The organism is Sphaerimonospora thailandensis, assembly GCF_016863115.1.
Taxonomy (GTDB): domain Bacteria; phylum Actinomycetota; class Actinomycetes; order Streptosporangiales; family Streptosporangiaceae; genus Sphaerimonospora; species Sphaerimonospora cavernae.
This window is the reverse complement of sequence record NZ_BOOG01000015.1, coordinates 1-21114: the sequence shown is the minus strand read 5'-3', so window position 1 is coordinate 21114 and position 21114 is coordinate 1. Positions and strand designations below refer to the sequence as shown.

The following is a 21114-nucleotide window of genomic DNA, read 5'->3' as shown; positions in this document are numbered from 1 at the left end:
CGAGCACGAGCAATGAGACCGATTTGATACATGAGCCCTGTTCACCTTCGCCGGATTTCGCAGTTACCTGTGAGTAGCGAGCGCTTGCGGTATCACCCCCACCCCAAGTGAGGTAGCCATGCCTTACCGTCCCCGCAGGCTGGTCCTGGCGGTCCTGTCCGCCCTGACCTGCCTGGCCGGAGCGATGATCATCGCACCGCCGGCCCAAGCCGTACCGTCCCTGACGGAGATCAGGCCCCTGCCGCCCGAGCTCGAGGCCATCCGCAAGGGAGAGGCGATCAAGCTCTACGGCGACGACGCCATCCGCCCCCTCGACCAGCGCAAGACCTCCCTCACCTCGCTCGGCGACAGTGAGATCTCCGGCGAGGGCGCCTACGACTCCTCGCTCTACGAGCCCGGCACCAACGGCCCGGACAACTGGTGCCACCGCTCCGTCAAGGCCGCGATCCACGTCACCGGGATCCCGGTCGACACGACCTACAACCTCGCCTGCTCCGGCGGGCGGACCGACGACATCGTGATCGGCGGCTCCCACCAGTACAACGAGCTCAACCAGGGAGACAACCTCGCGATCAAGGCCCGCAACACCCGGATCAAGATGATCACAGTTGTGGTCGGGGCCAACGACTTCGGCGGCGTCGAGTTCGGCCCCACCGTGACCGACTGCGTGACGCGCCGCGTGCTCCTCCAGGGCGTCTGCTGGCCGAAGTACGACCCGGCGTGGCAGCAGCAGGTCGATTACATCGTGCCTCGGGTGGCCAAGGCGCTGACCGACATCGAGCAGATCATGGCGGACGCGGGGTACTCCCCCGGGGACTACCAGCTCATCTCCATGTCCTATCCGGGCCCGATGAGCCCGGACGTGGAGGACAACCCGAAGTTCCCCGGCTGGTACGCCGGCGGCTGCACCGGTTACCTCGCCGACGCGGCGTTCGCCCGCAACAAGGCGGTGCCGATCTTCGAACAGGGCATCCGGCAGGCCGCCCTCCAGGCCGGCGCCCGCTACCTGGACGCCGGCCGGCTCTTCCATGGCCGCGAGGTGTGCATGGACAGCCCCTGGGTGACCGGGCTGTTCGCGGTGAACGGGGACATCCTCAACCCCCGGGCGACCCAGCAGTCCTTCCATCCGAACTCTTCGGGCCACGCCGCCATGGGCGCCTGCCTCGGGTTGTTCTACAACTCAGCCGACAGCCAGGCCACCTGCATGCTGCCGGCGGATTCACTCGCCCCGCGGCTCTACCAGGGGACGCCCGAGTTCCGGCAACTGCGGCACGCCGCGACCGGCAACTGCCTGGACGTGGAGGGCAACTCCTCTCGCAACGGGCGCAAGCTGGGCTCGTGGGCCTGCGACGGCGCCCGCAACCAGGCGTTCTGGTACGACCCGGCGGAGAAGACGCTGCACACCGAGCTCTCCCACGACCGCTGCGTGGACATCAACGGCGGCGCCCTGAAGACGGGCACCGCGGTGCAGGTGTGGGACTGCCACGCCGGGGCCGCCCAGCGGTGGACCTACGACGGCGCCCGCCTGCACGCCGCCGACGCGCCGTCGCTCTGCGCCACCCTGCCCGGTACGGCCAAGGCCCACGGCGACCAGCTCGTCCTGGCGGCCTGCGACGGCGGCGACGCCCGGCAGGTCTTCACCTGGGAGCCCAAGCAGTCGTTCACCTACACCGAGCTGCGCTACGCCGGCAAGTGCCTGGACGTGCCCGGCAGCATGCCGAAGAGCGGTGCGGACCTGCTGCTCTACACCTGCGACGGCAACACCGACCAGTTCTGGGGCTACAACCCGGTCTCCGGCCAGGTGCACAACCTGGCCGACCCGGCGTTCTGCATCGACCTGGAAGGCGGCACGGTCCGGGCCGGGCAGCCGATCCAGGTGGCGCATTGCGCCTCCGCGGTCGGCCAGTACTCCGCGTCGATGCGGTGGGACCTGACCGACGGCGTCTACACCTCGCGCAAGGACGACGGGTGGGCGATCGCCGCGTCCGGGACGGCGAACAACGCGCGGATCGTGCTGCAGCCGGTCACAGGACAGTCGGGGCAGCGCTGGACGCCGGGGCCGAGCCGTACCGCCGACCCCTGGAAGTTCCTCACCGTGGACATCTACTGATCTGAGACAGACGTCGGCACGCTCCCCGTCACCGGGGCGTGCCGACACCCACGGCCCACCCCGAGGCGGCAGGAATCAAGACAGGAACAAGAAAAGACGGGACTGTCCCGCTCCAAGAGCACCCCCCAGCCCTCTCAAAGCGGAACGGTCCCGTCTTACCGAGATAACGCTCAGGTCTCGGCCTATGTTCCCTTCCATAGTACGGCCTTAAGTGATCTGCGTCACTCTTCCGGCGACGCGTCCGCCGAATTGTGACTTGACCAGACCCGGTCCGGGGCGAACGATCAAGGTGACGCCTGGAGGGGCAGATGGACTCCGTCAACACGGCACCCGCAGTAAGGGCAGCGACCTGGAGCACCCAGGCTACGAAGATCAGGATCAGGAAGCTGGAGACGGCCGAAACGCCCGTCTGCAGCAACGCCAACGGCAACTGAGACGCACCCCGGACCCGCGCGGGCTCCACTGCTCCACTGGGCGGATCCACACGCGGGTCCATGGCCCGAGGCCTCACGGGTGCGCGGTCAAAGACATCGATCACAGCCGCCGATCACAGCCGCCGATCACAGGCGCGGGTCCACCGGCTCGGACTCCAGTGCGAGCACCGCGAAGACCGCCTCATGGACACGCCACAGCGGCTCGCCCTCGGTCAGCCTGGTGATCGCCTCCAGCCCCAGCGCGTGCTCCCGCAGCGCCAGCGAGCGCTTCTTGCCGGTGAACCGGCGCCGCAGCACGTCGAGCGACTCCGTGTAGTCGGGCCCATAGATGATGCGCAGATACTCCCGCCCCCGAACCTTGATCCCCGGTTGCACCCGCCCCGGAGTGAACTGTGCCGACGTGAACTGGGCCGGCTTCACGACCATGCCCTCGCCCCCGGCCTCGGTGAGCGCCGACCACCATGCGACGGCCGCGGCCCGATCTTCCGGTGAGTCGAGCGAGACGAAGACGTGCCGGGTCGGAGCGATCATTTCCGCGTCGAGGCGGCCCAGTAGATCCAGATGCCAATCATGCGACCGTTCCGCGGCCGCCGGCCCGCCCTCGCAGGCGAGGATCTGGAACGGTGCGAGCCGTACGCCCTCGAGACCTGAAACCGGCCAGCAGTAACGTGCGTACGCCTCCCGGAACAGCACGGCGTTGCGTGCCCGCAGCCGGGCGCGCTCGATCGGGCCCGCCACGTCCAGGCCGCGCCGCGCGGCCTGCTCCAGCACCGCGACCGTCTCGGGCAGCGCCGCCGCGGCCGCCGCACCGACAGAGGCGTACTGCTCACGGATCAGGCCCTCCGCCTTGGCCGACCACGGCAGCAGCTCGCAGTCGAGCACGATCCAGTCGGAGTCCAACTCCCGCCAGAGCGGTCGCACCGCCTCGCGCAGGCGGTCGACGAGTCCGGCGGCGCGGACGTGATCGTCGAAGAACGGGCGGCCGGTGCGGGTGTAGACGACGCCCGCCGAGCCGTCGGCGACGCCGAACCGCTTCGCGGCCACATCCGGGGTCCGGGCCAGCACGGCTATCGCCCGGGAGCCCATGTGCTTCTCCTCGCACACCACCCGCGCGACGCCGGCCTTGGCGAACTCCTCGAACGCCTCGGACGGGTGCTCCAGGAAACCGTCGAGCGTCGAGGTCTCCGGCGGCGACATCGTCGGCGGGAGGTAGACCAGCCAGCGGGGATCCACCGCGAACCGACTCATGATCTCCAGTGCGGCCCGGGAGTTCTCCTCCGCGATCTTGATGCGGCCGCCGTACCGCGTCTCCACGTAACGCGTGCCGTCCACATCGCCGATGTCGAGGACACCGGGATCTCGTACCGCCGTGGGCGCGGCGAGTGGCCGTACCGGCTCGTACCAGACCTGCTCCGCCGGGACCGACACCAGCTCCCGCTCGGGATAGCGCAGGGCGGTCAGCCGCCCGCCGAAGACCGCCCCGGTGTCCAGGCAGATCGTGTTGTTGACCCACTCGGGCTCCGGGATCGGCGTGTGCCCGTAGACGACCATGGCACGTCCCCGGTACTCGTCCGCCCACGGGTAACGCACCGGCAGGCCGTACTCATCGGTCTCCCCCGTGGTGTCGCCATAGAGAGCGAAGGCCCGGACGCGGCCGGACGCCCGGCCGTGGTAGGCCTCCTTGAGCCCCGCGTGCGCGACCACCAGCCGGCCGCCGTCGAGCCGATAGTGGCTCAGCAGCCCGTCCATGAACGCCCGCGCGGCCTCCCGGAACTCCGCCGGCTCGGCGTCGAACTGCAGCAGCGACCGTTCCAGGCCGTGGGTGGCCCGTACGGCACGGCCGGCCAGCGCGCGGACCAGCTTCTGCTCGTGGTTGCCGCACACGCACAGGGCGTTTCCGGCCGCGACCATGCCCATGACCAGGCGGAGCACGCCCGGCGTGTCCGGACCGCGGTCGACGAGATCTCCGACGAACACCGCCGTACGGCCCTCGGGGTGTACGGCGCCGTCCGGCGTGACGTCCCAGCCGAGGCGGCGCAGCAGCGACTCCAGCTCGGACCGGCAGCCGTGCACGTCGCCGATGATGTCGAAGGGACCGGTCAGCTCGGTCCGGTCGCTCCAGGCCTTCTCATAGCCGATGACGGCCCGGTCGATCTCCTCCCCGCGCAGGACGTGCACCCGGCGGAAGCCGTCCCTGCCGATCCTGCCGAGCGATCGCCTGAGGTCTTTGCGCTGGCGACGGATCACCTGGGGGCCGAAGGAGCGGTCGGGCCGGTCCGCGTTGCGGGCGATCGCCACCTCCTCCGGCACGTCGAGCACGATGGCGTCGACGAGCACGTCGTGCGCGCGGGCCAGCTCGATCAGCTTCTTGCGCGCCTCCCACTGCACGTTGGTGGCGTCCACGACCGTGAGCAGGCCGCGTCTCAGCCGGGTGCCGACGATGTAGTGGAGGACGTCGAAGGCGTCCGGCGTGGCCGTCTGGTCGTTCTCGTCGTCGGCGACCAGTCCCCGGCAGAAGTCCGACGACACGACCTGGGTGGGCCGGAAGTGCCGCGCCGCGAAGGTGGACTTGCCGCTCCCGGAGATGCCCACCAGCACCACCAGCGACATCTCCGGCAGGCTCACCGTCGGCCGCGCCGCTTCTGACGGTGTCACTTCGGTCACTACTGCCTCCCCAGACGAGTGAAGATGGCGAGCTGGGTGGGGGATCCCAGTTCGGGGTCATGCTCCCCTACCGGGCGCTGGGTCACGGCGTAGCCGTACCGCTCGCAGACCCCGGCCGCCCACTCGGCGAACTCGGCGCGAGTCCACTCGAACCGGTGGTCGGGGTGCCGCCATACCGGGGTGCCGTCGTCCCGGGCCAGGAACTCGTATCGCACGTTGAATTCCGCGTTCGGCGTGGTGACGATGACGTGCGTCGGCGCGGCCGCACCGAAGACCACCCGTTCGAGCGCGGGCAGCCGCGGCGGATCGACGTGCTCGACGACCTCCATCAGGACCGCGGCGTCGTACCCGGCGAGCCGCGTGTCGGTGTACGTCAGCGACCCCTGGAACAACTCCAGCCTGGCACGCTTGGCGTCGGGCATGCGCTCCGGCTTGAGCCTGCGGCCGGCCAGGGCGAGTGCCCGCGCCGACACGTCCATCCCCGCGACCCGCGTGAAGGCCGGCCTGGCCAGCAGCGCGGAGAGCAGCTGCCCGGATCCGCAGCCGAGGTCGATCACCGTGCGGGCGCCGACCTCCTCCAGGGCCGCCACCACCGCCTCCCGGCGCAGCACGTTCAGCGGCGCCCCGGCTTCACCGCCCTGGTCGGCGCCAGGGTCGGCGGCGGGGTCGGCGGCGGGGTCGGCTCCAGGGCCGGTGCCCGTCTCGACCGTCGTCGCCGCGGCGGCCTCCTCCTCCACCGGCGGCTCCAGGCTCTCCTCGAGGTCGTCGCCGATCTCGGCCAGGCGGGCGAAGGCCTCCCGGGTGAGCGTGGCACGCCGGCCGAGGTAACGGCGCGTGATCAGGCCACGCTCGGGGTGGGCGGCGAGCCAGCCCTCCCCGGCGCGGACGAGCTTGTCGACCTCGTCGCCGGCCATCCAGTAGTGCTTGGCGTCATCCAGCACCGGCAGCAGCACGTACAGGTGGTTCAGCGCGTCGGCCAGCCGTACCGCACCGCGCAGCGCGAGCCGCAGATATCGGGAGTCTCCCCACTCCGGGAAGCGCTCGTCGAGCGGCACCGCCGCCGCGTCCACCGTCCAGCCCAGCGGCTCGAACAGCCGGTACGCGAGATCGGCTCCGCCCCGGCACGGCAGCGCGGGCAGAGCGATCTCCAACGGGATCGGGCCGTCGGCCAGCTCCTGCCGTGAGGCGCACCGGCCGGCCCGTGCCGTACGGAACACATCGGCGAGAGCCACCGCGAGCAGAGAGGAGGCCGCGTACGGACGGTCGTTGACGTACTGGCCGAGAGAGAAGTCGGGTGACGACCTGCCGCGCGAGCGGACGAGGCGGACGGGATCGACCTCCACCAGCAGTGCCGCCGTGCACCGGTCCTCATCCGCCTCCGGGTAGAAGACCCGTGCCGTGCCGAACGACTGGCCGAACTCCTGCACCCGGTCAGGGTGCTTGTGCAGGAGGAAGCCGAGGTCCGTGGCCGGGCGCGCGGTGGTCGAGATCGTGAGGAGCACCCGGCAAAGTGTGCCGGATGCCCCTTTCATCCGCTACCGAATTCAGCAGGACCGATCAGACGTGCGGGAGCACCTCGGCCGCGATCAGCTCCAGGTGTTCGAGGTCACCGAGGTCGAGGACCTGGAGATACATCCGTTCCGCACCGATCTGGGCGAACTCCTTGATCTTCTCCACGATCTCGTCCGGGGTGCCGGTCAGGCCATTGACGCGCAACTCCGCCACGTCGCGGCCGATGGCAGCCGCACGGCGGGCGATCTCGTTCTCGTCGCGGCCGGCGCAGACCACCTGGGCGGCGGACAGCGTGATCGCACCACGTCCCACCGCCTGACACGCCTCCCGCACCCTGCCATAGGCGGCCCCGGTGTCGGCGACGCGGTTGAACGGCACGTTGTACTCGTCGGCGAACCTCGCGACCAGCCGCGGCGTGCGCCGCGGTCCCGTGCCGCCCAGGATGATCGGGGGCCGGGGCCGCTGCGCCGGCTTCGGCATCGCCGGAGAGTCCACGAGGCGGTAGTGGACCCCCTCGAACGAGAACGGCTTGGCCGCCGTCCAGAGACCCGTGATGATCTCCAGTTGCTCCTCGAGCCGCTCGAACCGCTCCCCCAGCGGAGGGAACGGGATGCCGTAGGCGGTGTGCTCCTCCTCGAACCAGCCGGTGCCCAGACCCAGCTCGACCCGGCCACCGCTCATCTGGTCGACCTGGGCGACGCCGATCGCCAGCGGCCCCGGCAGGCGGAACGTTCCCGCGGTCACCAGCGTCCCCAGCCGGATCGTGGACGTCTCGCGGGCCAGGCCCGCCAGCGTCACCCAGGCGTCGGTGGGACCCGGCTCGGGATCACCGGCCCCCATTCGGAGGTAATGGTCAGAACGGAAAAAGCCGTCGAACCCTAGCCGTTCCGCCGCCTGCGCGACGCTCAGCAGGTCGTCGTAGCTCGCACCCTGCTGGGGCTCAGTGAAGATCCTCAATTTCACCCGTCCATTATCACCTCGCCCTCCCCGGCTCCTTGCTAGCGTTGACATGACGTAGTCATTCAACAACTCCTCGTGGTGAATGGTGGAGTCGGCATGGAGTCGGCACGGCCTGCCCGCGAAGCGGGCACCCCACCCCGGTTCCTCGTCTTCCTGGGGGCGTCGACGCTCGTCTTCGGTACCGGTTTGGCGCTCTGGCTGCTGCCCACCTCCGCCGAGCCCATGGTCGTCTCGCACCAGGTCAGGGCGATCCGTACGACCACGACGCCGACCACGAAGCCGGCCACGACGCCGATGCCGCCGCCGGCCTCGGCGGTGCCGGATCCGCTCCCGGTCACCCCCGGACGGACATACACCGAGTTCGTGGACGCCTCAGCGGGACCGACGGCGGCCCGGGCGAGGTGGTACACGATCGGCCACCTCACGGCCGGACCGGACGGGTGCACGCTCCGATGGACCGGCCGATGGGCCGGCCGCCCGGCGCTCGACCACATCCCGGTCGCCGACCGGCTCGCCCTGTTCCGGGCCGAGGGCGGCGACGCCGACATCGCGTTCGGCGGGCCGTACGGATCGGAACTGTCGGCCTCGTGTCCGAGCGAGGCCCGCCTCATCGCGGCCTACCGGCGGGTGATCAGGACGTTCGATCCGGCCGGCCTCGACTTCGAGGTCCACGACTCGGCGGACGCCGCGGCCACCCGCCGCCGCGCGGCCGCCATCGCCCGGCTGCAGCGCGACTCACGTGACCGGGGCCGGCCGATCAGCATCACCTTCACGCTGCCCGCCTCCGAGTACGGCATGGCCGCGGCGGACATGAGCATGCTCCGCGCTGTCCGGACGGCGGGCGCGGAGATCGACACCGTCAACCTGCTCGTCCCGTCCTCCCGGGGCCTCCACGGGCTGGCCGCGGCCGCGCGGTCGGCACAGGGGCAACTGCAGCGCCTGCTGGACGTCGACGGCACCTCGGCCTGGCGGCGGATCGCCCTCACACCCGTGCTGTCCGACCCCCGCGATCTCGGCGTGGCCGAAGCCAGGCGGCTGGCCGCCTTCCGCGCGAGGCACGGCCTGGCCTGGCTGTCACTCCGCGGTGCGAAACCCCCGAAATCCGTCATCCGCACCCTCTCTGACCTGGCCGAATAGCTTCCACGAAAGTCATCGTTCGACCCCCCGCCCCACAGGAGAACTCATATGCTCAGCGGCATGCCCTACCTCGAACAACGCGTCGGCACCGTCGAGTCCGACATACGCGAAGTCAGAAGCGACACCGCGGAGATCAAAGGCGACGTCGCTTCTGTCAAGGCCGGACAGGCCGGCATGGAACTGAAACTCAACCGCGTCGTCGCAGACGTGGCCGAGATCAAAGGTCGCCTCGGTGTTTTGGAACGATCCGTCGGCAGCATCGAGAAGAACAACTCGATCATGCGAGATGATATCGCGGAGCTGAAGGCCGGGCAGATCGAGACCCGTGACCTCCTCGCCCGCGTCGTCGCCCGGCTGGAAGGCGTGAACGTCTGATCAATATAACCGACAACTATGACCAAAGGCGACATTGCGGCCAGCATGGTCGGACAGTCCAGAATGGAACTGCGGCTCGACCACCTCATCGCAGACCTTGCCGAATTGAAGGCCCGCCAGATCGAGATACGTGATCTTCTCGCCCGCGTCGCCGTCTGCGTGGACCACACCGCCCCCGATCAGACGTAATGCGACGGAAGTGCCCCGCACCGGATGATGCGGGGCTTTCCATGATTACTCCCTGACCAGCAGCGCCACGCACTCCACGTGGTGGGTCATCGGGTACACATCCATCTGCAGAAACTCCAGGTCAGCCACCCTCACCTGATCGCCGATCAGGGGCCGTGCGCCCCTGATGCGCGATGATCTTCGACCAGCCGCTCTCCACCGCGTTGTGCGCGTCCGGCGCCAGATGGGCATACCGCATCGTCGTCTGATACGAGGCGTGCCTGAGCAGATGCTGAACGTCATACAGCGGAACCCCCGCCTGCACCAGCCAGCTCGCCGCCGTATGCCGGCAGTCATGCGTGCTGTACGCCGGAATCGGCGCCCGCTGCCGATCCGCCGGCAGCCCCCTGTTCGCCGCCTCGATCTTCTTGTTCGCCGCCTTGATCGCCGCCACGAACCGGTTCGTCCAGTTGCTGCCGCTCAGCGTCGGCCGCTCCGCCGTACCCCTGTCGCTGCCCGGCGCGCGCCGCGTCGCCACGAACACCCACCCATCCCGCGCCCGGCCCGCCAGCAGCGGCGCCATCATGTCCAGCACGTGACGCGGCACCGGCACCTCCCCACGGCTGGCGGAGTTCTTCGGGTACGGCTTCCACTTGCCGCCCTGGCTCATCGCCCCCCGGATCCGGATCTTCCCCCGCAGCCAGTCGACCGGGTTGCCGACCTCATCGTCCCGATCGGCCCCGGCCACCGCGGCGGCCTCGCCCCAGCGCAGGCCCGCGTAGCACATCAACTCCGTCATGACCGCGTGCCCAGGCGGCAGCTCGGCCTGGATCAGATCGACCTGCTCGCGCGTGAACCACGCGGGAGCCTTCGGCGGAGTGGCCGGGAGGTCGATCTTCTGACACGGGCTGACGGGGATCAGCCCCTCCATCGCCGCATCCCCCATCAGGGAGACGAGCAGGTTGTAGGCGTGCCGGATCGCATGCGGCCCGACGCCGTCCTTCTGCAGGGTGCGCACCCACTTCTGGACGTCGATCCGGCCGACATCCCCCAGGCGCCACTCCCGCCAATGCGGCTCGACGTGGAGCCGCCACGTGGTCTCGTCACCGCGGCGGGTCTCGTCCTCGACGACGCGAGCCTCCCACCACTTCGCATGCCACTCGGCGACCGTGATCCGCCCGGCGCGCGGATCCACCCGATGGCCTCGCGCGATCAGCGCCTCTTGCTCGGACGCCCATGATTGGACGACCTTTTTCAGCTTGTCCGTCTTCGTGACTCGCCGCCCGGACGGCAGGCGCACGGACGCCTGCCACAGCCCGGACGGCAGTTTTCGATAGGAGGGCACGGGAAGCCTCCAATTGGGATGGGAATGGAATTGTGAAAGAAATTCATAAACCGCTGCTGAAGTGCTGCATAAGCGCGGTCGCGGCCACCGACAGGCCGGCCGCGGCGGCCTTGCTCAGCAGATCGCGTGGGACGCGCACGCGCAGCACATGGCCGACGACCTCGGCCGAGACCAGCCCCACGGGCACCGTCGCGACCCGCTCGATCCGGCAGGCGAGCACGGGCACGGCCTGCGGCTCGACCCGCCGGGCGTACGGCCGCAGAATAGCGCTCCCCACCCGGCCGAGCTCGGCGGCCAGCACGGGATCTATTTGATCGTCGGCGATGGCGGCGACGACCCGGCCGTCCGGCCGCAGGCGTAGGGCGACCGGCCCGTACGGCAGCCGCTCTGATGGGATTAGGCGATAGTGCACCGTTCCAGGCATGTGGTCACGCAGTGCCCTTCCGCGCCGATTGAGGATGATTCACGATCCGGGAATGGGAGTATTACGCACCCGAAACCGCGAATAAAGACGGCAACCTGAAAGTAATTCGAGAGTAACCCTTGAGTAACCTGAGAGTTAGCTTTCGTCGGCCTGATCTTCCGCCCACCGCCGCGCCCATTTCACAACCCGCGCCCGGCCCGCCTCGCTCAAACTCGCAGGCACCGGCACGATTACATGATCGCCCTCGCCCACCCGGACGTCCAACGCCTCCAGGTCGATCCCCAGCCACTGCCGCGCCGCCAGCAACTGCACCCGTCCCAGCGGCAGCCCCAGCCCGGCCGCCAGCGCCCGCAACCGCCACAGCTCCGGAGCCCTGCCGATGTCCCCGGCCGCGAGGTCGGCCAGCCACGGCCGCTTGAGATCCATCCCGGTCGCCGGATCGACACACCGCCGGGCGAGCGAACGCAGGCTGTCGCCGGCCTGCTCGCGCAGGTGGTCCCAGACGGCAGCGCTCAGCGGCAGCATGCTCTCGTCTGGCCGCGGCGTCTCGGTCTGCGGCGGCATCTGGTCGCCCTCCTGGTTGCCCTCGCCTGGCGAACGGTGGCTGATGAATCGCCAACTCGTCCGAGTCTGCACCGTTATGCAGGTGACAACAATACGGGGGCCGGTCAAGTGACGCAGTTGTCACCGCGCGGATTTGTTGCCAACCCCAAAGCGATCCGTTACGGTGTCTGAAGAATCATCCAGCACCACCCAGGGTTCCCCACGAGCAATCAGGAGCACCAGCCCATGGCACGACCCCGTGGCATGACCCTCACGGACCCGACCCGGCTCCGGCAGGCCATGACGGGCAAGCACAACGTCACCACCCTGGCCAAAGAAATCGGCAGGTCACGGGGATTTCTCGTGATGATCCTCGGCGGCAAACGCACCTGCAGCCAGGAAACCGCAACCGCCATCGCGACCGCCCTGGACATCCCGGCCGATCATCTTTTTCGGCCCGCACTGTCTGCAAAATCATCAGCCACAGAGAGGAAGTGAAAAATGACCAAGCCGGAGAACGAGACCGCACTCCTCACCATCCCCGAGGCGGCCAAGGAACTGCGCTGCAGCTACAACACCGTCGCCCGCCTCATCGCACGCGGCGCCCTGCCGTCTACCGACATCGCGCCCCCCGGCTCCAAGCGGTCCCGGACCCGCGTCCCCCGCGACGGCCTGCACGCCTACATCGCCGCCCGCACCACCCCCGCCAAGCCCGCACGCAGGCGCACCACCTGACATGCCGACGCCCCCGGCCGACCGAGGCGACACGGGGGCGCCAGATCCCAAGGAGGGATACATGCAACACCGTACCCAGCCCGACTCGATGATGGCCCTCGGTGAGGTCGCCGCCGCGTTCGGCGTCGACCCCAAGACCGTCACCCGCTGGGCCAACGCCGGCCGCCTCGACAGCATCCGCACCATCGGCAACCACCGCCGCTTCTACCGCGCCCAGGTCGAGGCGATCCTGCGCGGCGAGTCCAAGCCGCCCGCCCCCGTGCCGCACCGCGCCGGGCCCCCGCTCGACGAGTGGGCCGAGGCCGAGTACCGGCGCGAACAGGCCGACTACGACGACGGCTACGACACCGAAGGAGACGACGCCCGATGAACACGCCCACCTACCAGCCTCGCGAGGTCCTCCAGTTCACCGCCCCCGCCACCGTCGTCTCCCAGACGGACAACGTGGTGACCCTCGCCCTCCGCCTCGACGACGGCCCGGCCGAGCTGGTCACCGTCCGGCTCGACACGCACATGGTGACCCTCCGCCGCACCACCCCGGCCGACGGCACGCCCCAGCCCGGCCAGATCTGGGCCGACAACCGCGGCGAGCACTACTGGGCGACCACGGACGGCGACCTCATCGACACCAAGGGCCGCCGCAGCCTGTGGACCTTCATCCACGAGGGGCACGGCCCCATCACCCGCGTCCACCCCAAGCCCGCCAAGGACGGTGACCAGTGACCACCACCATCGCCCCCGCGGCCGGCCAGCAGCGGACCGCCGCCCTCGTACTCGCCCACCTGCTCACCATCCCCGCCCCCGAGATTTGGACGTGGGAGATCCGCGAGGACGGCACCATCCGGGGCCAGCTGTACGCCGTCAGCCTCGACCAGACCCGGATCGCCCTCCACCAGTGGACCCCTCTCCTGGACGGCCCGGTCTGGGAGTACGAGCCCTACGGGAACACCCCCACCTCGGCGCGTCTGGCCGTCACCGGCACCTACCAGGGCGTGACCGTCCAGATCTGGAACGGGGCCCCGCACGTTCCCGGCCTGACCGCGGCCGAGCTGTCCACCCCGCCCCTGGTCGACGCGCCCGATGTCTCGTGCGCCTGCGACGGCTCCGGGTCGTGCCCCGTCCACACCTGGCCGGTCACCGAGACGGTCGAGGTGGACGCATGACGACCACGGCTGAACTGGTCACCCCGACCGGCGTCCTCATCCTTCCCGCCGACGCGCCCCGGCCCCAGTGGCTGGCCGCCCGCCGGAAGGGCATCGGCGGATCCGACGCGCTCGCCGTGCTCGGGCTGTCGCAGTACGGCTCCCGCTACCAGGTGTGGGCCGAGAAGTCCGGCCTCCTGCGAGAGCAGGACGACTCCGAGGTGATGGCGTGGGGCCGCAAGCTGGAGCCCGTCATCGCCGAGGAGTTCGAGGCCCGCACCGGCATCCCGACCCGCACATGCGGCCTCATGCGGAACCTGGAGCGGTCCTGGCAGCTCGCCTCCGTAGACCGGCTCACCGCCGACGGCGGCATCCTGGAGATCAAAACCACGTCGGCCTACCGGGCGTCGGACTGGGATGACGACCAGGTCGCCGACGCCGCCGAAGCCCAGCTGCAGCACTACCTCGCCGTGACCGGCCTGAAGCACGGGTACGCCGCCGCTCTCATCGGCGGGCAGCGCCTGGAGATCCGCCACGTCGAGCGTGACGAGCGGCTCATCAAGGTCCTGATCGACGCCGAGACCGAGCTGTGGCAGATGGTGCAGGACGGCACCGCCCCCGCCCTCGACGGCTCCGACGCCACCGCCCGCGCGCTGGCCGAGCTGTACCCGCACGCGGCCGAGCGGGAAGTCGAGCTGGACGCCGCAACGGTGGCCCGGCTCCGCGCCTCCCTCGGCTGGGCTGAGGAGATCAAAACCCTCAAGGGGCAGCGCGACGCCGTCAAGAACGAGACCACCGCCCTCATGGGCGGCGCGAACGTCGCCACCCACAACGGCGTACAGGTCGCCACCTGGAAGAACACCGGCGACTTCGACGCCGCCGCCTTCGTCGCCGAACACCCCGCCCTGGCCGCCGAGTTCACCGCCACCGTCACCCAGCTCGACACCGCGGCACTCAAGGCCGCCCACCCCGACCTGTACGCGGCCTACCGCGGCCGCGTCTTCCTCCCGAAGAAGAAGGGACTGATGGCCTGATGGGCCGCAACCTCACCCAGCGCGCCGAGCAGGCACGCGGGGCCGCCACCCAGCAGCCGGCCACCCTCGCCGACCAGATCCAGACCGTCGGCGCGCGCATCGTGCAGCACCAGGCCGACTTCCAGGCCGCGATGCCCCGCGGCATCGAGGCGGCACAGCTGATCCGCGACGCGATGACGTGCCTGCGGGCCACGCCGAAGCTCGCCGAGTGCTACGCCCCGTCCATCCTGGGCGGCCTCATGACGTGCGCCCAGCTCGGTCTCCGACCCGGCGTCGCAGGCCTCGGCCACGCCTGGCTCCTGCCGATGTGGAACGGCAAGGAGGGCCGCCGCGACGCCACGCTGATCATCGGCTACCGGGGGTACGTCGAACTGGGCTACCGGCACGACAAGGTCGTCTCGATCGCCTCGCGTGTGGTCTACAGCAACGACCGGTTCCGCCTCGCCTACAACCTCGACGGCGACGTCCTGGAGCACGAGCCGTACGTGGACGGGCCGCGCGGCGAGCCCCGCCTGTACTACGCCCTGGCCCGGCTGCAGGGCGGATATGCCCTCACCGAGCCGTGGACGCAGGCCGACATGGCCGCTCACCGCGACCGCTACGCCATGGCCAAGAAGGACGGGCAGGTCATCGGCCCGTGGGCCGACCCCGCGCAGTTCGTGGAGATGGCCCGCAAGACGATGATCCGTGGCCCGCTGCTCAAGATGATCCCCCTGTCCACCGAACTGGCCATCGCCGCCACCGTGGACGAGGGCATCCGCGTGGACATCAGCCCGAACGCCCCCGCCGACGAGGTCACCGAGCGGCCCACCATCGAGGGCCAGGTCGAGCCCGGCGCCATCGAGCCGCCCACCGACCCCGCTCCGGAGCCGCCGGCCGACGGGCCTGACGTCGGCTGGCCGCCGGTCAACCAGCCGGAAGGCGGCTTCTGATGAGCAGGCCCAGCGACCGCGACGACCTGATCGGCGAGCTGGCCCACATGGCGGAGGAGATCGCCGAAGAGGTCCGGCAGGAGACCGGAGGTGGCACCAATGGCAAGCGGAGCTGATCACTACCGCGACGCCGAGCGCGTCCTGGAGGACGCCAAGGCCGCACAGCCCGGCAGCGACCAGGAGCGCTTCCTGCTCGCCGCCGCGCAGATCCACGCGACGCTCGCCCAGGCCGCCGCGACCGCGCTCACGGGTGCCGTCGCCGCCGGCTACTGGGACGAGCAGCCCGACCTGGTGGCATGGGTCGAGGCCGCGGGGGTGAAGCCCGATGTGGCCAAGTGAGTGCCACTGCGCCGAGTGCTTGGGCATCGTCGAGCCGCCCACCGAGCCGGGCCCCTGCGGCGCCCCCAACCCCGACGCCCCCGGCGAGAAGTGTGGCGACTACGAGGACCACGACGGCGAGCACGGCTACTGGTACACGCCCCAGGTGGGGCAGGTGCCCGATGGCGACTGACACCCGCTCCCGCGCCCTCGCGTACATCCGCGAGGGCCGGGCCGTCATCCGCGCCGCCTCCTACGGCGGGACCGCCCCGCTCCGTGTCGCGGCCGTCGCCTACGGCCACACCGGCCGCCACGAGATCTCCCTCCGCGACGGCGAGTGGTCGTGCACCTGCCCGGCCACCGGGATCTGCCCGCACATCGCCGCGATCGGCCTCGTGTGCGGCCGGCCCGACCTCGCCGCACGCACCCCCAACCCCGACACGCCCCGAACCAATCGCACCGAAGAGGAGACCCCCTGATGTGCCAGAGCTGCGACGACTTCGCCGCCGGGTTGATCGACGCGATCACCGCCGACGTATGCGACGACGACGAGAGGAGCAACCCGTGATCGTCGAAGACGAGTACGGCCGCGACGTCGACCCGCGTGAGATGGACGACGACCGCGAGCCCGAGGCGCCGGAGCTGGAGGGCGAGCCGCCCGTCGACCTCGGCGTCCTCACGGACATCCACGCGAGGCACCTGGTCGAGGGCGCGAGCGCCGAGGGCAAGGAAGCGGCACAGATCCTGCTGGAGTACATGCCCGCGCTGATCGCCGAGCTGCGGCAGGCGCGCGCCGAGCTGGAGGCCTGGCACGGCCGGGACCACCGCCACGAGTACGCGCTGACCCCCGACGGCGACAAGCCGGGGCCCTACTCCGGCGTGAACCGCTCCATCGCCGAACGCGCCGCCGGGGACCGCCCGGACCTCGGCACGCCGTGGGAGCGCACCATCTCCACCTCGCAGTGGACCCGGTACGAGCCGAGCCCCTTCTAGTCCGACCTGTGGTCGCCCGCCGCTTCCCCGGCGGGCGACCCCCAACCAGCAAGGAGCTGGACATGATCGACAAACAGGCTACCCCGGCCTTTCAGGTCGCCGGACGCCTCAACCTCACCGGCCAGGCCGAGTTCCTCGGCATCCGCCACAAGGTCACCGGCAAGCCCGTCGCGACCCTCGCCGTGTGCGGCATCGAACTCGACTTCACCGACCCCCACATGGCCGACCAGTTCGCCCAGGCCGCCCGCGTGATGGCCGAGCAGCTGCACATCGCCCACGAGCGCACCACCCGCCGACCCACGGGAGACCCCGCATGAGCCAGATCCCCGCCGAGGCGTACCCCGTCGCCGTCTACTCCGGCCACCGCCACGCCACCCCCGACACCATCCGCGTCGAGGTCGCCGAGTCCACGGTCCTGCTGTGGATCGACGGCCTGATGATCGGCACCCCGCTGGACGCCGACGACACCCGCCTGCGCGCCGCGATCGACACCGCCTACGCCACCAGCCAGGCGTGCGAGCGGTACGCCGCCATCGTCCGCGCCGAACTCGAGCGCCGCGACCGCGAGCGTGCCACCGCCCCCGCCGAGGCCGCCCTGCTCGCCGCCACCCACCACCACGACACCCCCATGGAGGACACCGATGAGCACTGACGCCCTGGCCCTGCTACACGTCCTCACCCCTCCCGGGTCCCGCGTCCGCCGCGGCCGCCGCCTGGGCACCGTCGACGGCGTCGCCATCCTGCGCGGCGAGGGCGTCGCCTACGTCACGTGGGACCAGATCATCGATGGTGAGCCGCCCATCCGCGAGGCCGTGGTCGTCTCGCACCTGCGCCAGGTGACCGCATGACCCGCCGCCCCATACCCGGCCGCGAGGTCCTCGCGGCCACCGTCCGCCAGGCCCTCGATGCCCACGAGTGGGACACCCTGCACGAGTTCCGAACCTTGCACTGGGACGGCGAGCAGATCACGACCGGCACCCTGGCCGCGATCGACCCGAGCGTGCACCCAACCGACTACCCGGCCCTCATGGTGAAGGTGGCCCGCACGGCGGTGGAGCAGCAGCAGGAGGTCTCCACCTTGCACGCCTTCCTGCTGCTGTTCGAAGCGCACGCCGTCATGGCCCCATCCGACGACGCCAGCGACGACGAGCAAGCGCGCTTCCAGCGGGACCGCCTGGAGCGGCGCTTCTACCAGCGCGAAGACGCCGTCGAACTCGCCACCGCCTACTGCGCCGACATCCACGGCCGGCTCTGGTCGGCCACCCGGCGCCGCGACACCGGAGCGGTCGAGCAGCACTTCTACCCGACACCGGAGGGCGCTCCGGGCGGTGCGTTCGTGAACGCCTTGCGCGCAGTCGCCCAGGCGGCGGGAGCCGTCCTCTTCGGGCAGGTGATCGAGTGACCCGCCGCCGCCTCCCACACGCCCGGCTCCTCGAGGAGCCCGTACGGCTCCCGCCCGGGCACCCGGACTCCTACACCACGCACCCGGACGCCACGGACGACCTCCTCGCCGACTGGCATGACCGGCTCTGGCCGCAGGAGGAATGGATCGACGTCGAGGCCTGCCCGCACCTGGCGTTGGACCCGCACCCCACCTACGGCCACGCCCGCGCAGCGTTGCGGCAGGCCCGCCACGGCGGCCTGTTGCGGGGCGCGTTCCTCCGCGTGCGCCGCTGCCCGTGCGGGGCCTGGCACGTGCGCCCGCTGATCCTGCGCACCGGCCGGCCCGCCATCCGGCCCGGGAGTCTGGTCTTCGCCGTGGTGTGGCTGGCCGCGCTGGTCACGATCATGTCCGTCGCCTCGACGAGCCCCGCCGTACAGGACCGCCCGGCGGCCGTCCACCCCTCGCCCGTCATCGAGGGGCCGTGATGGCCACGTTCCGCGTCGACGACATCGCCCGGCTGCTCCCCGCGGCCGGGCCCGGCCTGACCGTCTACGCCATCGCTCACGCGGCGTCCCTGCGGCATCCCGGGATCGGCCCGGCGACGGTGTCGGCCGTCCTGGCCGTGCTGATCCGCGAGTGCCGCGCCGTCCGCGTGGACGCCCCGGACGGCAACCACCGCTACCACCTCACGGAGAACCCATGACCACCGAACCCATGACCGGCGAGCGCCTCGCCGATATCCGCCGCCGTGACGACATCAGCCTGAGACTCGCAACCGACCCCCGCTATGCGCTCACTCAGGCCGAGGCCGACCGCCGAGACCTCCTCTGCGAGGTCGAGCGGCTCCGCGCCCAGCTGCTGGACGCCGTCGCCACCATCGAGTCCGCGCTCGACCCCGGCGACCAGGCCGACCGCGACGCCCTCGACGGCTCCGTCCTCGACGAGGCCAACGCCCCCGGGGGGATCGCCGATGTGTGACCACCCGCCCGACGACCGCACCGCCTACCTCGGCATCAGCATCCGCAACCCCGACGGCACCACCCACACCCGCACCTGGCACGTCTGCCCCATCGGCGCCGACGAGTTCGCCGCCACGCTCGGCCCCCACCTGTCCGAGTCCATCGCCACCGCCGAGGCCAAGGCCGCCACCCGCCAGGCCTACCTGGCCACGCCCGGCATCGTCAGGATCGGCGGTGACCTCGGATGACGCCCGACGTCACCGCCACCGTCTCCATCGGCGTCGAAGACGAGCGCGGCGTCATGTACGTCCGCTCGTGGCTCGTCAGCCGGGACGCCGCCGCGCAGGTCGCCGCCATGCTCGGCGAGCCCAAGAGCCAGGTGATCGCCGACCTCACCGCCCAAGACCAGATGGCCGACGCCCTACAGCACCTGTCCGGGCTCGTCACGGACGGAGGTGCCGAGTGAGCGCCGTCGAGCTGTGGCTCCAGTTGTACGTCCTCGGCGCGTTCGGCTGGCTGGCCGTCCTCGCGTTCGCCGCGTTCATTCGGCCGGACCACTTCGCCGTCGCGCTAGGCGACATGCAGCGGATGGCCGGCTGGTCCTACCGCACCGCGTTGCTCGTGATGACCATCGCCTACAGCCTGCTGTGGCCGCTCACCGTCATCGTGGCGATCGCCCTGATCATCAAGGAGCGGCGATGAGGCAGCTGATCGCGTGCCTGCGCGCCCGCCACTGGCCGAAGGTCTACCGCTCGCCCCGCGCCACGATCTGCCTGCGCTGCCTGCCGTGCCGCACCTGCGGCTCGACCAGCCCGGCGTGCGTCGGCTGGTGCGTCACCGTGAGGAGGCCGACATGACCACACCACGCCCTCGCACCACCTGCCCCACCTGCGGCCGGGCGGTAGTCCAGCGCCGGGACGGCACGCCCGCCGCGCACTACCCCCCGCTGGACCGCCTTGACCTCACCTGGACCGGACGGGCCGGCGGCCACTGCCGCGCCGGACGAGACGGCGAGGTGACCCGGTGACGCCTCAGCGGCTGCACTCCGCCCTCAACGCCCGCCGCCGCGAGCGCGGCCTCACATGGGACGGCCTCGCCGCCGAACTCGGGATCTGCGCCGGGCTGCTGGACGCGATGCGCCGCGGTGTCATCAGCGGGGAGACCCGGGCGCGCGCCCTGGCCTGGCTGGAAGACGACCGAAGACAGGTCCCGCCCCGGGAGGAGTGACCAGCGGCGCAGGGAGAGATGTGCAGGTCGGAACGACGAAGAGCGGCCGGGTGATGGTCCGGCCGCTCAGGCATGCGGGAAGGTCAGTCCGCCTTGCGGCGGCCAGGGCGGCGCGGGCCGAGCGCTTCGCGGATGATCCGCGCGACGTAGTCCGGCGAGTACGCGAAGCTGATCGTCTTGGCGATCTCCACGGCGGTTTCGCCTTGCTCGCCCGCGCGCACGATCGCGGCCTGGAGCTTTTTCGGCGCGTTCAGGTAGGCGGCTGCGGCCTCTTCCAGTTCGGTCCTCACGTCGTCGTCCACCTCCTCATGGTGGCAGGTCAGGGTTGTCACTTCCGAATAATAAAACCCGTTGCTTGTTCGGGAACCTATATCCTGCACTCGGTACGTATTTCTATCGGAAACGAGGGACAGGCCTGATGCGCATATGGCGGGGGCCTCTGCCAGCCGATCGGTTCACGCAGATCAGCAACGACTGGCTGCGGGACCGGCGGCTGGGCTGGAAGGCGCGCGGCGTCCTCGGCTGGCTCGCCTCGCACGGCCCCGGCTTCGTCATCAGCCAGGCCGCGATCATCGCCGCCTCCGACGAAGACGGCCGGGACGCGGTACGGGCCGCCCTGCGGCAACTGGAGAAGTACGGCTACCTGGTCCGCGTGCAGTCCCGTGACGCTCGCGGCCGACACGGGGAGATCGTTTACAAGCTCATGGACCCATGGTCA

37 protein-coding genes are annotated in these 21114 nt (G+C 70.6%); 30 read left to right on the top strand and 7 right to left on the bottom strand.

Translation table 11 applies throughout. From position 1 onward, the window contains the following. The first annotated feature begins 118 nt into the window (after positions 1–118). Positions 119–2110 (top strand): ricin-type beta-trefoil lectin domain protein, encoded by a 1992-nt coding sequence (locus tag Mth01_RS08720; protein WP_204014178.1) that lies wholly within the window; start codon positions 119–121, stop codon positions 2108–2110. Between the two features lie 308 nt (positions 2111–2418). Further along, entirely contained in the window at positions 2419–2544 is a 126-nt protein-coding gene (locus Mth01_RS30115; RefSeq protein ID WP_275408909.1) for a hypothetical protein, read from the top strand. Between the two features lie 126 nt (positions 2545–2670). Here Mth01_RS30115 and Mth01_RS08715 read toward each other — a convergent pair whose 3' ends face one another. Genes Mth01_RS08715 through Mth01_RS08705 form a run of 3 tightly spaced genes read right to left on the bottom strand, consistent with a single transcriptional unit; the run spans position 2671 to position 7683 of the window. After that, a complete protein-coding gene (locus Mth01_RS08715) occupies positions 2671–5208 on the bottom strand; it encodes a polynucleotide kinase-phosphatase (protein WP_275408908.1) in 2538 nt (845 codons plus the stop codon). Continuing rightward, positions 5208–6710 carry a 3' terminal RNA ribose 2'-O-methyltransferase Hen1 gene (locus tag Mth01_RS08710; RefSeq protein ID WP_204014176.1) on the bottom strand — a complete coding sequence of 501 codons (1503 nt, stop codon included), beginning with the start codon at positions 6708–6710 and terminating at the stop codon, positions 5208–5210. Before Mth01_RS08710 ends, Mth01_RS08715 begins: the two co-directional genes overlap by 1 nt. Positions 6711–6765: 55 nt before the next feature. Continuing rightward, a complete protein-coding gene (locus tag Mth01_RS08705; protein ID WP_204014174.1) occupies positions 6766–7683 on the bottom strand; it encodes an LLM class F420-dependent oxidoreductase in 918 nt (305 codons plus the stop codon). A gap of 93 nt (positions 7684–7776) precedes the next feature. On the opposite strand from Mth01_RS08705, the gene Mth01_RS08700 reads away from it, so the two are divergent. The 3 genes from Mth01_RS08700 to Mth01_RS08690 are packed head-to-tail and all read left to right on the top strand — an operon-like array spanning position 7777 to position 9381. Then, positions 7777–8817 (top strand): glycoside hydrolase family 18 protein, encoded by a 1041-nt coding sequence (locus Mth01_RS08700; RefSeq protein WP_204014172.1) that lies wholly within the window; start codon positions 7777–7779, stop codon positions 8815–8817. A 60-nt stretch (positions 8818–8877) separates the two neighbouring features. Then, positions 8878–9192: a hypothetical protein gene (locus Mth01_RS08695; protein WP_204014170.1), complete on the top strand. Its 315-nt coding sequence runs from the start codon at positions 8878–8880 to the stop codon at positions 9190–9192. 18 nt (positions 9193–9210) lie between these two features. Next, entirely contained in the window at positions 9211–9381 is a 171-nt protein-coding gene (locus Mth01_RS08690; RefSeq protein WP_204014167.1) for a hypothetical protein, read from the top strand. Between the two features lie 121 nt (positions 9382–9502). Here the strand turns inward: Mth01_RS08690 and Mth01_RS08685 are convergent, their stop codons facing one another. The 3 genes from Mth01_RS08685 to Mth01_RS08675 all read right to left on the bottom strand — a co-directional run bounded on the left by Mth01_RS08685 (position 9503) and on the right by Mth01_RS08675 (position 11693). Beyond that, on the bottom strand, positions 9503–10705 hold the full coding sequence (locus Mth01_RS08685; RefSeq protein ID WP_204014163.1) for a tyrosine-type recombinase/integrase: 1203 nt from the start codon (positions 10703–10705) through the stop codon (positions 9503–9505). 43 nt (positions 10706–10748) lie between these two features. Next, on the bottom strand, positions 10749–11117 hold the full coding sequence (locus Mth01_RS08680; protein ID WP_204014160.1) for a hypothetical protein: 369 nt from the start codon (positions 11115–11117) through the stop codon (positions 10749–10751). 147 nt (positions 11118–11264) lie between these two features. Next, on the bottom strand, positions 11265–11693 hold the full coding sequence (locus tag Mth01_RS08675) for a hypothetical protein (protein ID WP_204014157.1): 429 nt from the start codon (positions 11691–11693) through the stop codon (positions 11265–11267). Positions 11694–11936: 243 nt separating this feature from the next. On the opposite strand from Mth01_RS08675, the gene Mth01_RS08670 reads away from it, so the two are divergent. From Mth01_RS08670 to Mth01_RS08555, 24 genes are all read left to right on the top strand, one after another. Further along, positions 11937–12170, top strand: coding sequence for a helix-turn-helix transcriptional regulator (locus Mth01_RS08670; protein WP_204014155.1), 234 nt, complete (start codon positions 11937–11939; stop codon positions 12168–12170). A 3-nt stretch (positions 12171–12173) separates the two neighbouring features. Further along, positions 12174–12407: a helix-turn-helix domain-containing protein gene (locus tag Mth01_RS08665; protein ID WP_204014153.1), complete on the top strand. Its 234-nt coding sequence runs from the start codon at positions 12174–12176 to the stop codon at positions 12405–12407. Between the two features lie 61 nt (positions 12408–12468). After that, positions 12469–12777, top strand: a complete 309-nt coding sequence (locus tag Mth01_RS30275) for a helix-turn-helix domain-containing protein (protein ID WP_204014151.1) — start codon at positions 12469–12471, stop codon at positions 12775–12777. After that, complete coding sequence (locus tag Mth01_RS08655) at positions 12774–13130, top strand: hypothetical protein (protein ID WP_204014149.1); 357 nt, start codon at positions 12774–12776, stop codon at positions 13128–13130. The genes Mth01_RS30275 and Mth01_RS08655 overlap by 4 nt, the downstream gene beginning before the upstream one ends. Beyond that, a complete protein-coding gene (locus tag Mth01_RS08650; RefSeq protein ID WP_204014147.1) occupies positions 13127–13570 on the top strand; it encodes a hypothetical protein in 444 nt (147 codons plus the stop codon). Before Mth01_RS08655 ends, Mth01_RS08650 begins: the two co-directional genes overlap by 4 nt. Then, the gene (locus Mth01_RS30110; RefSeq protein ID WP_204014144.1) at positions 13567–14583 is read left to right on the top strand and encodes a YqaJ viral recombinase family nuclease; all 1017 of its coding nucleotides are present in this window, start codon (positions 13567–13569) and stop codon (positions 14581–14583) included. The genes Mth01_RS08650 and Mth01_RS30110 overlap by 4 nt, the downstream gene beginning before the upstream one ends. Then, positions 14583–15515, top strand: a complete 933-nt coding sequence (locus Mth01_RS08640; protein ID WP_204014142.1) for a recombinase RecT — start codon at positions 14583–14585, stop codon at positions 15513–15515. Before Mth01_RS30110 ends, Mth01_RS08640 begins: the two co-directional genes overlap by 1 nt. 99 nt (positions 15516–15614) lie before the next feature. After that, entirely contained in the window at positions 15615–15854 is a 240-nt protein-coding gene (locus Mth01_RS08635; protein WP_204014140.1) for a hypothetical protein, read from the top strand. After that, positions 15841–16026 (top strand): hypothetical protein, encoded by a 186-nt coding sequence (locus tag Mth01_RS08630; protein WP_204014138.1) that lies wholly within the window; start codon positions 15841–15843, stop codon positions 16024–16026. Before Mth01_RS08635 ends, Mth01_RS08630 begins: the two co-directional genes overlap by 14 nt. Then, positions 16016–16312: a hypothetical protein gene (locus Mth01_RS08625; RefSeq protein ID WP_204014136.1), complete on the top strand. Its 297-nt coding sequence runs from the start codon at positions 16016–16018 to the stop codon at positions 16310–16312. The genes Mth01_RS08630 and Mth01_RS08625 overlap by 11 nt, the downstream gene beginning before the upstream one ends. A gap of 85 nt (positions 16313–16397) precedes the next feature. Next, on the top strand, positions 16398–16826 hold the full coding sequence (locus Mth01_RS08620) for a hypothetical protein (protein ID WP_204014134.1): 429 nt from the start codon (positions 16398–16400) through the stop codon (positions 16824–16826). 62 nt (positions 16827–16888) lie between these two features. Then, the gene (locus tag Mth01_RS08615) at positions 16889–17143 is read left to right on the top strand and encodes a hypothetical protein (protein WP_204014132.1); all 255 of its coding nucleotides are present in this window, start codon (positions 16889–16891) and stop codon (positions 17141–17143) included. Beyond that, positions 17140–17478, top strand: coding sequence for a hypothetical protein (locus Mth01_RS08610; RefSeq protein WP_204014130.1), 339 nt, complete (start codon positions 17140–17142; stop codon positions 17476–17478). Before Mth01_RS08615 ends, Mth01_RS08610 begins: the two co-directional genes overlap by 4 nt. Next, a complete protein-coding gene (locus Mth01_RS08605) occupies positions 17468–17674 on the top strand; it encodes a hypothetical protein (RefSeq protein ID WP_204014127.1) in 207 nt (68 codons plus the stop codon). Before Mth01_RS08610 ends, Mth01_RS08605 begins: the two co-directional genes overlap by 11 nt. Beyond that, on the top strand, positions 17671–18228 hold the full coding sequence (locus Mth01_RS08600) for a hypothetical protein (RefSeq protein ID WP_204014124.1): 558 nt from the start codon (positions 17671–17673) through the stop codon (positions 18226–18228). Before Mth01_RS08605 ends, Mth01_RS08600 begins: the two co-directional genes overlap by 4 nt. Continuing rightward, positions 18225–18695 (top strand): hypothetical protein, encoded by a 471-nt coding sequence (locus tag Mth01_RS08595; RefSeq protein WP_204014121.1) that lies wholly within the window; start codon positions 18225–18227, stop codon positions 18693–18695. The genes Mth01_RS08600 and Mth01_RS08595 overlap by 4 nt, the downstream gene beginning before the upstream one ends. Continuing rightward, a complete protein-coding gene (locus tag Mth01_RS08590; protein WP_204014118.1) occupies positions 18695–18913 on the top strand; it encodes a hypothetical protein in 219 nt (72 codons plus the stop codon). The genes Mth01_RS08595 and Mth01_RS08590 overlap by 1 nt, the downstream gene beginning before the upstream one ends. Continuing rightward, a complete protein-coding gene (locus Mth01_RS08585; RefSeq protein WP_204014115.1) occupies positions 18910–19188 on the top strand; it encodes a hypothetical protein in 279 nt (92 codons plus the stop codon). The genes Mth01_RS08590 and Mth01_RS08585 overlap by 4 nt, the downstream gene beginning before the upstream one ends. Continuing rightward, positions 19181–19417, top strand: a complete 237-nt coding sequence (locus Mth01_RS08580; RefSeq protein WP_204014112.1) for a hypothetical protein — start codon at positions 19181–19183, stop codon at positions 19415–19417. Before Mth01_RS08585 ends, Mth01_RS08580 begins: the two co-directional genes overlap by 8 nt. Further along, complete coding sequence (locus Mth01_RS08575; protein WP_204014109.1) at positions 19414–19635, top strand: hypothetical protein; 222 nt, start codon at positions 19414–19416, stop codon at positions 19633–19635. The genes Mth01_RS08580 and Mth01_RS08575 overlap by 4 nt, the downstream gene beginning before the upstream one ends. Then, positions 19632–19871: a hypothetical protein gene (locus Mth01_RS08570; protein ID WP_204014106.1), complete on the top strand. Its 240-nt coding sequence runs from the start codon at positions 19632–19634 to the stop codon at positions 19869–19871. Before Mth01_RS08575 ends, Mth01_RS08570 begins: the two co-directional genes overlap by 4 nt. Next, positions 19868–20026, top strand: coding sequence for a hypothetical protein (locus Mth01_RS08565; protein ID WP_204014103.1), 159 nt, complete (start codon positions 19868–19870; stop codon positions 20024–20026). Before Mth01_RS08570 ends, Mth01_RS08565 begins: the two co-directional genes overlap by 4 nt. Continuing rightward, complete coding sequence (locus tag Mth01_RS08560) at positions 20023–20196, top strand: hypothetical protein (protein WP_204014100.1); 174 nt, start codon at positions 20023–20025, stop codon at positions 20194–20196. The genes Mth01_RS08565 and Mth01_RS08560 overlap by 4 nt, the downstream gene beginning before the upstream one ends. Beyond that, positions 20193–20396 carry a hypothetical protein gene (locus Mth01_RS08555; RefSeq protein WP_204014097.1) on the top strand — a complete coding sequence of 68 codons (204 nt, stop codon included), beginning with the start codon at positions 20193–20195 and terminating at the stop codon, positions 20394–20396. Before Mth01_RS08560 ends, Mth01_RS08555 begins: the two co-directional genes overlap by 4 nt. 83 nt (positions 20397–20479) lie before the next feature. On the opposite strand, the gene Mth01_RS08550 is transcribed toward Mth01_RS08555, so the two are convergent. Continuing rightward, entirely contained in the window at positions 20480–20728 is a 249-nt protein-coding gene (locus Mth01_RS08550; RefSeq protein WP_204014093.1) for a hypothetical protein, read from the bottom strand. Between the two features lie 86 nt (positions 20729–20814). On the opposite strand from Mth01_RS08550, the gene Mth01_RS08545 reads away from it, so the two are divergent. Beyond that, the coding region (locus tag Mth01_RS08545; RefSeq protein ID WP_239089479.1) for a helix-turn-helix domain-containing protein at positions 20815–21114 on the top strand (300 nt) is incomplete at its 3' end.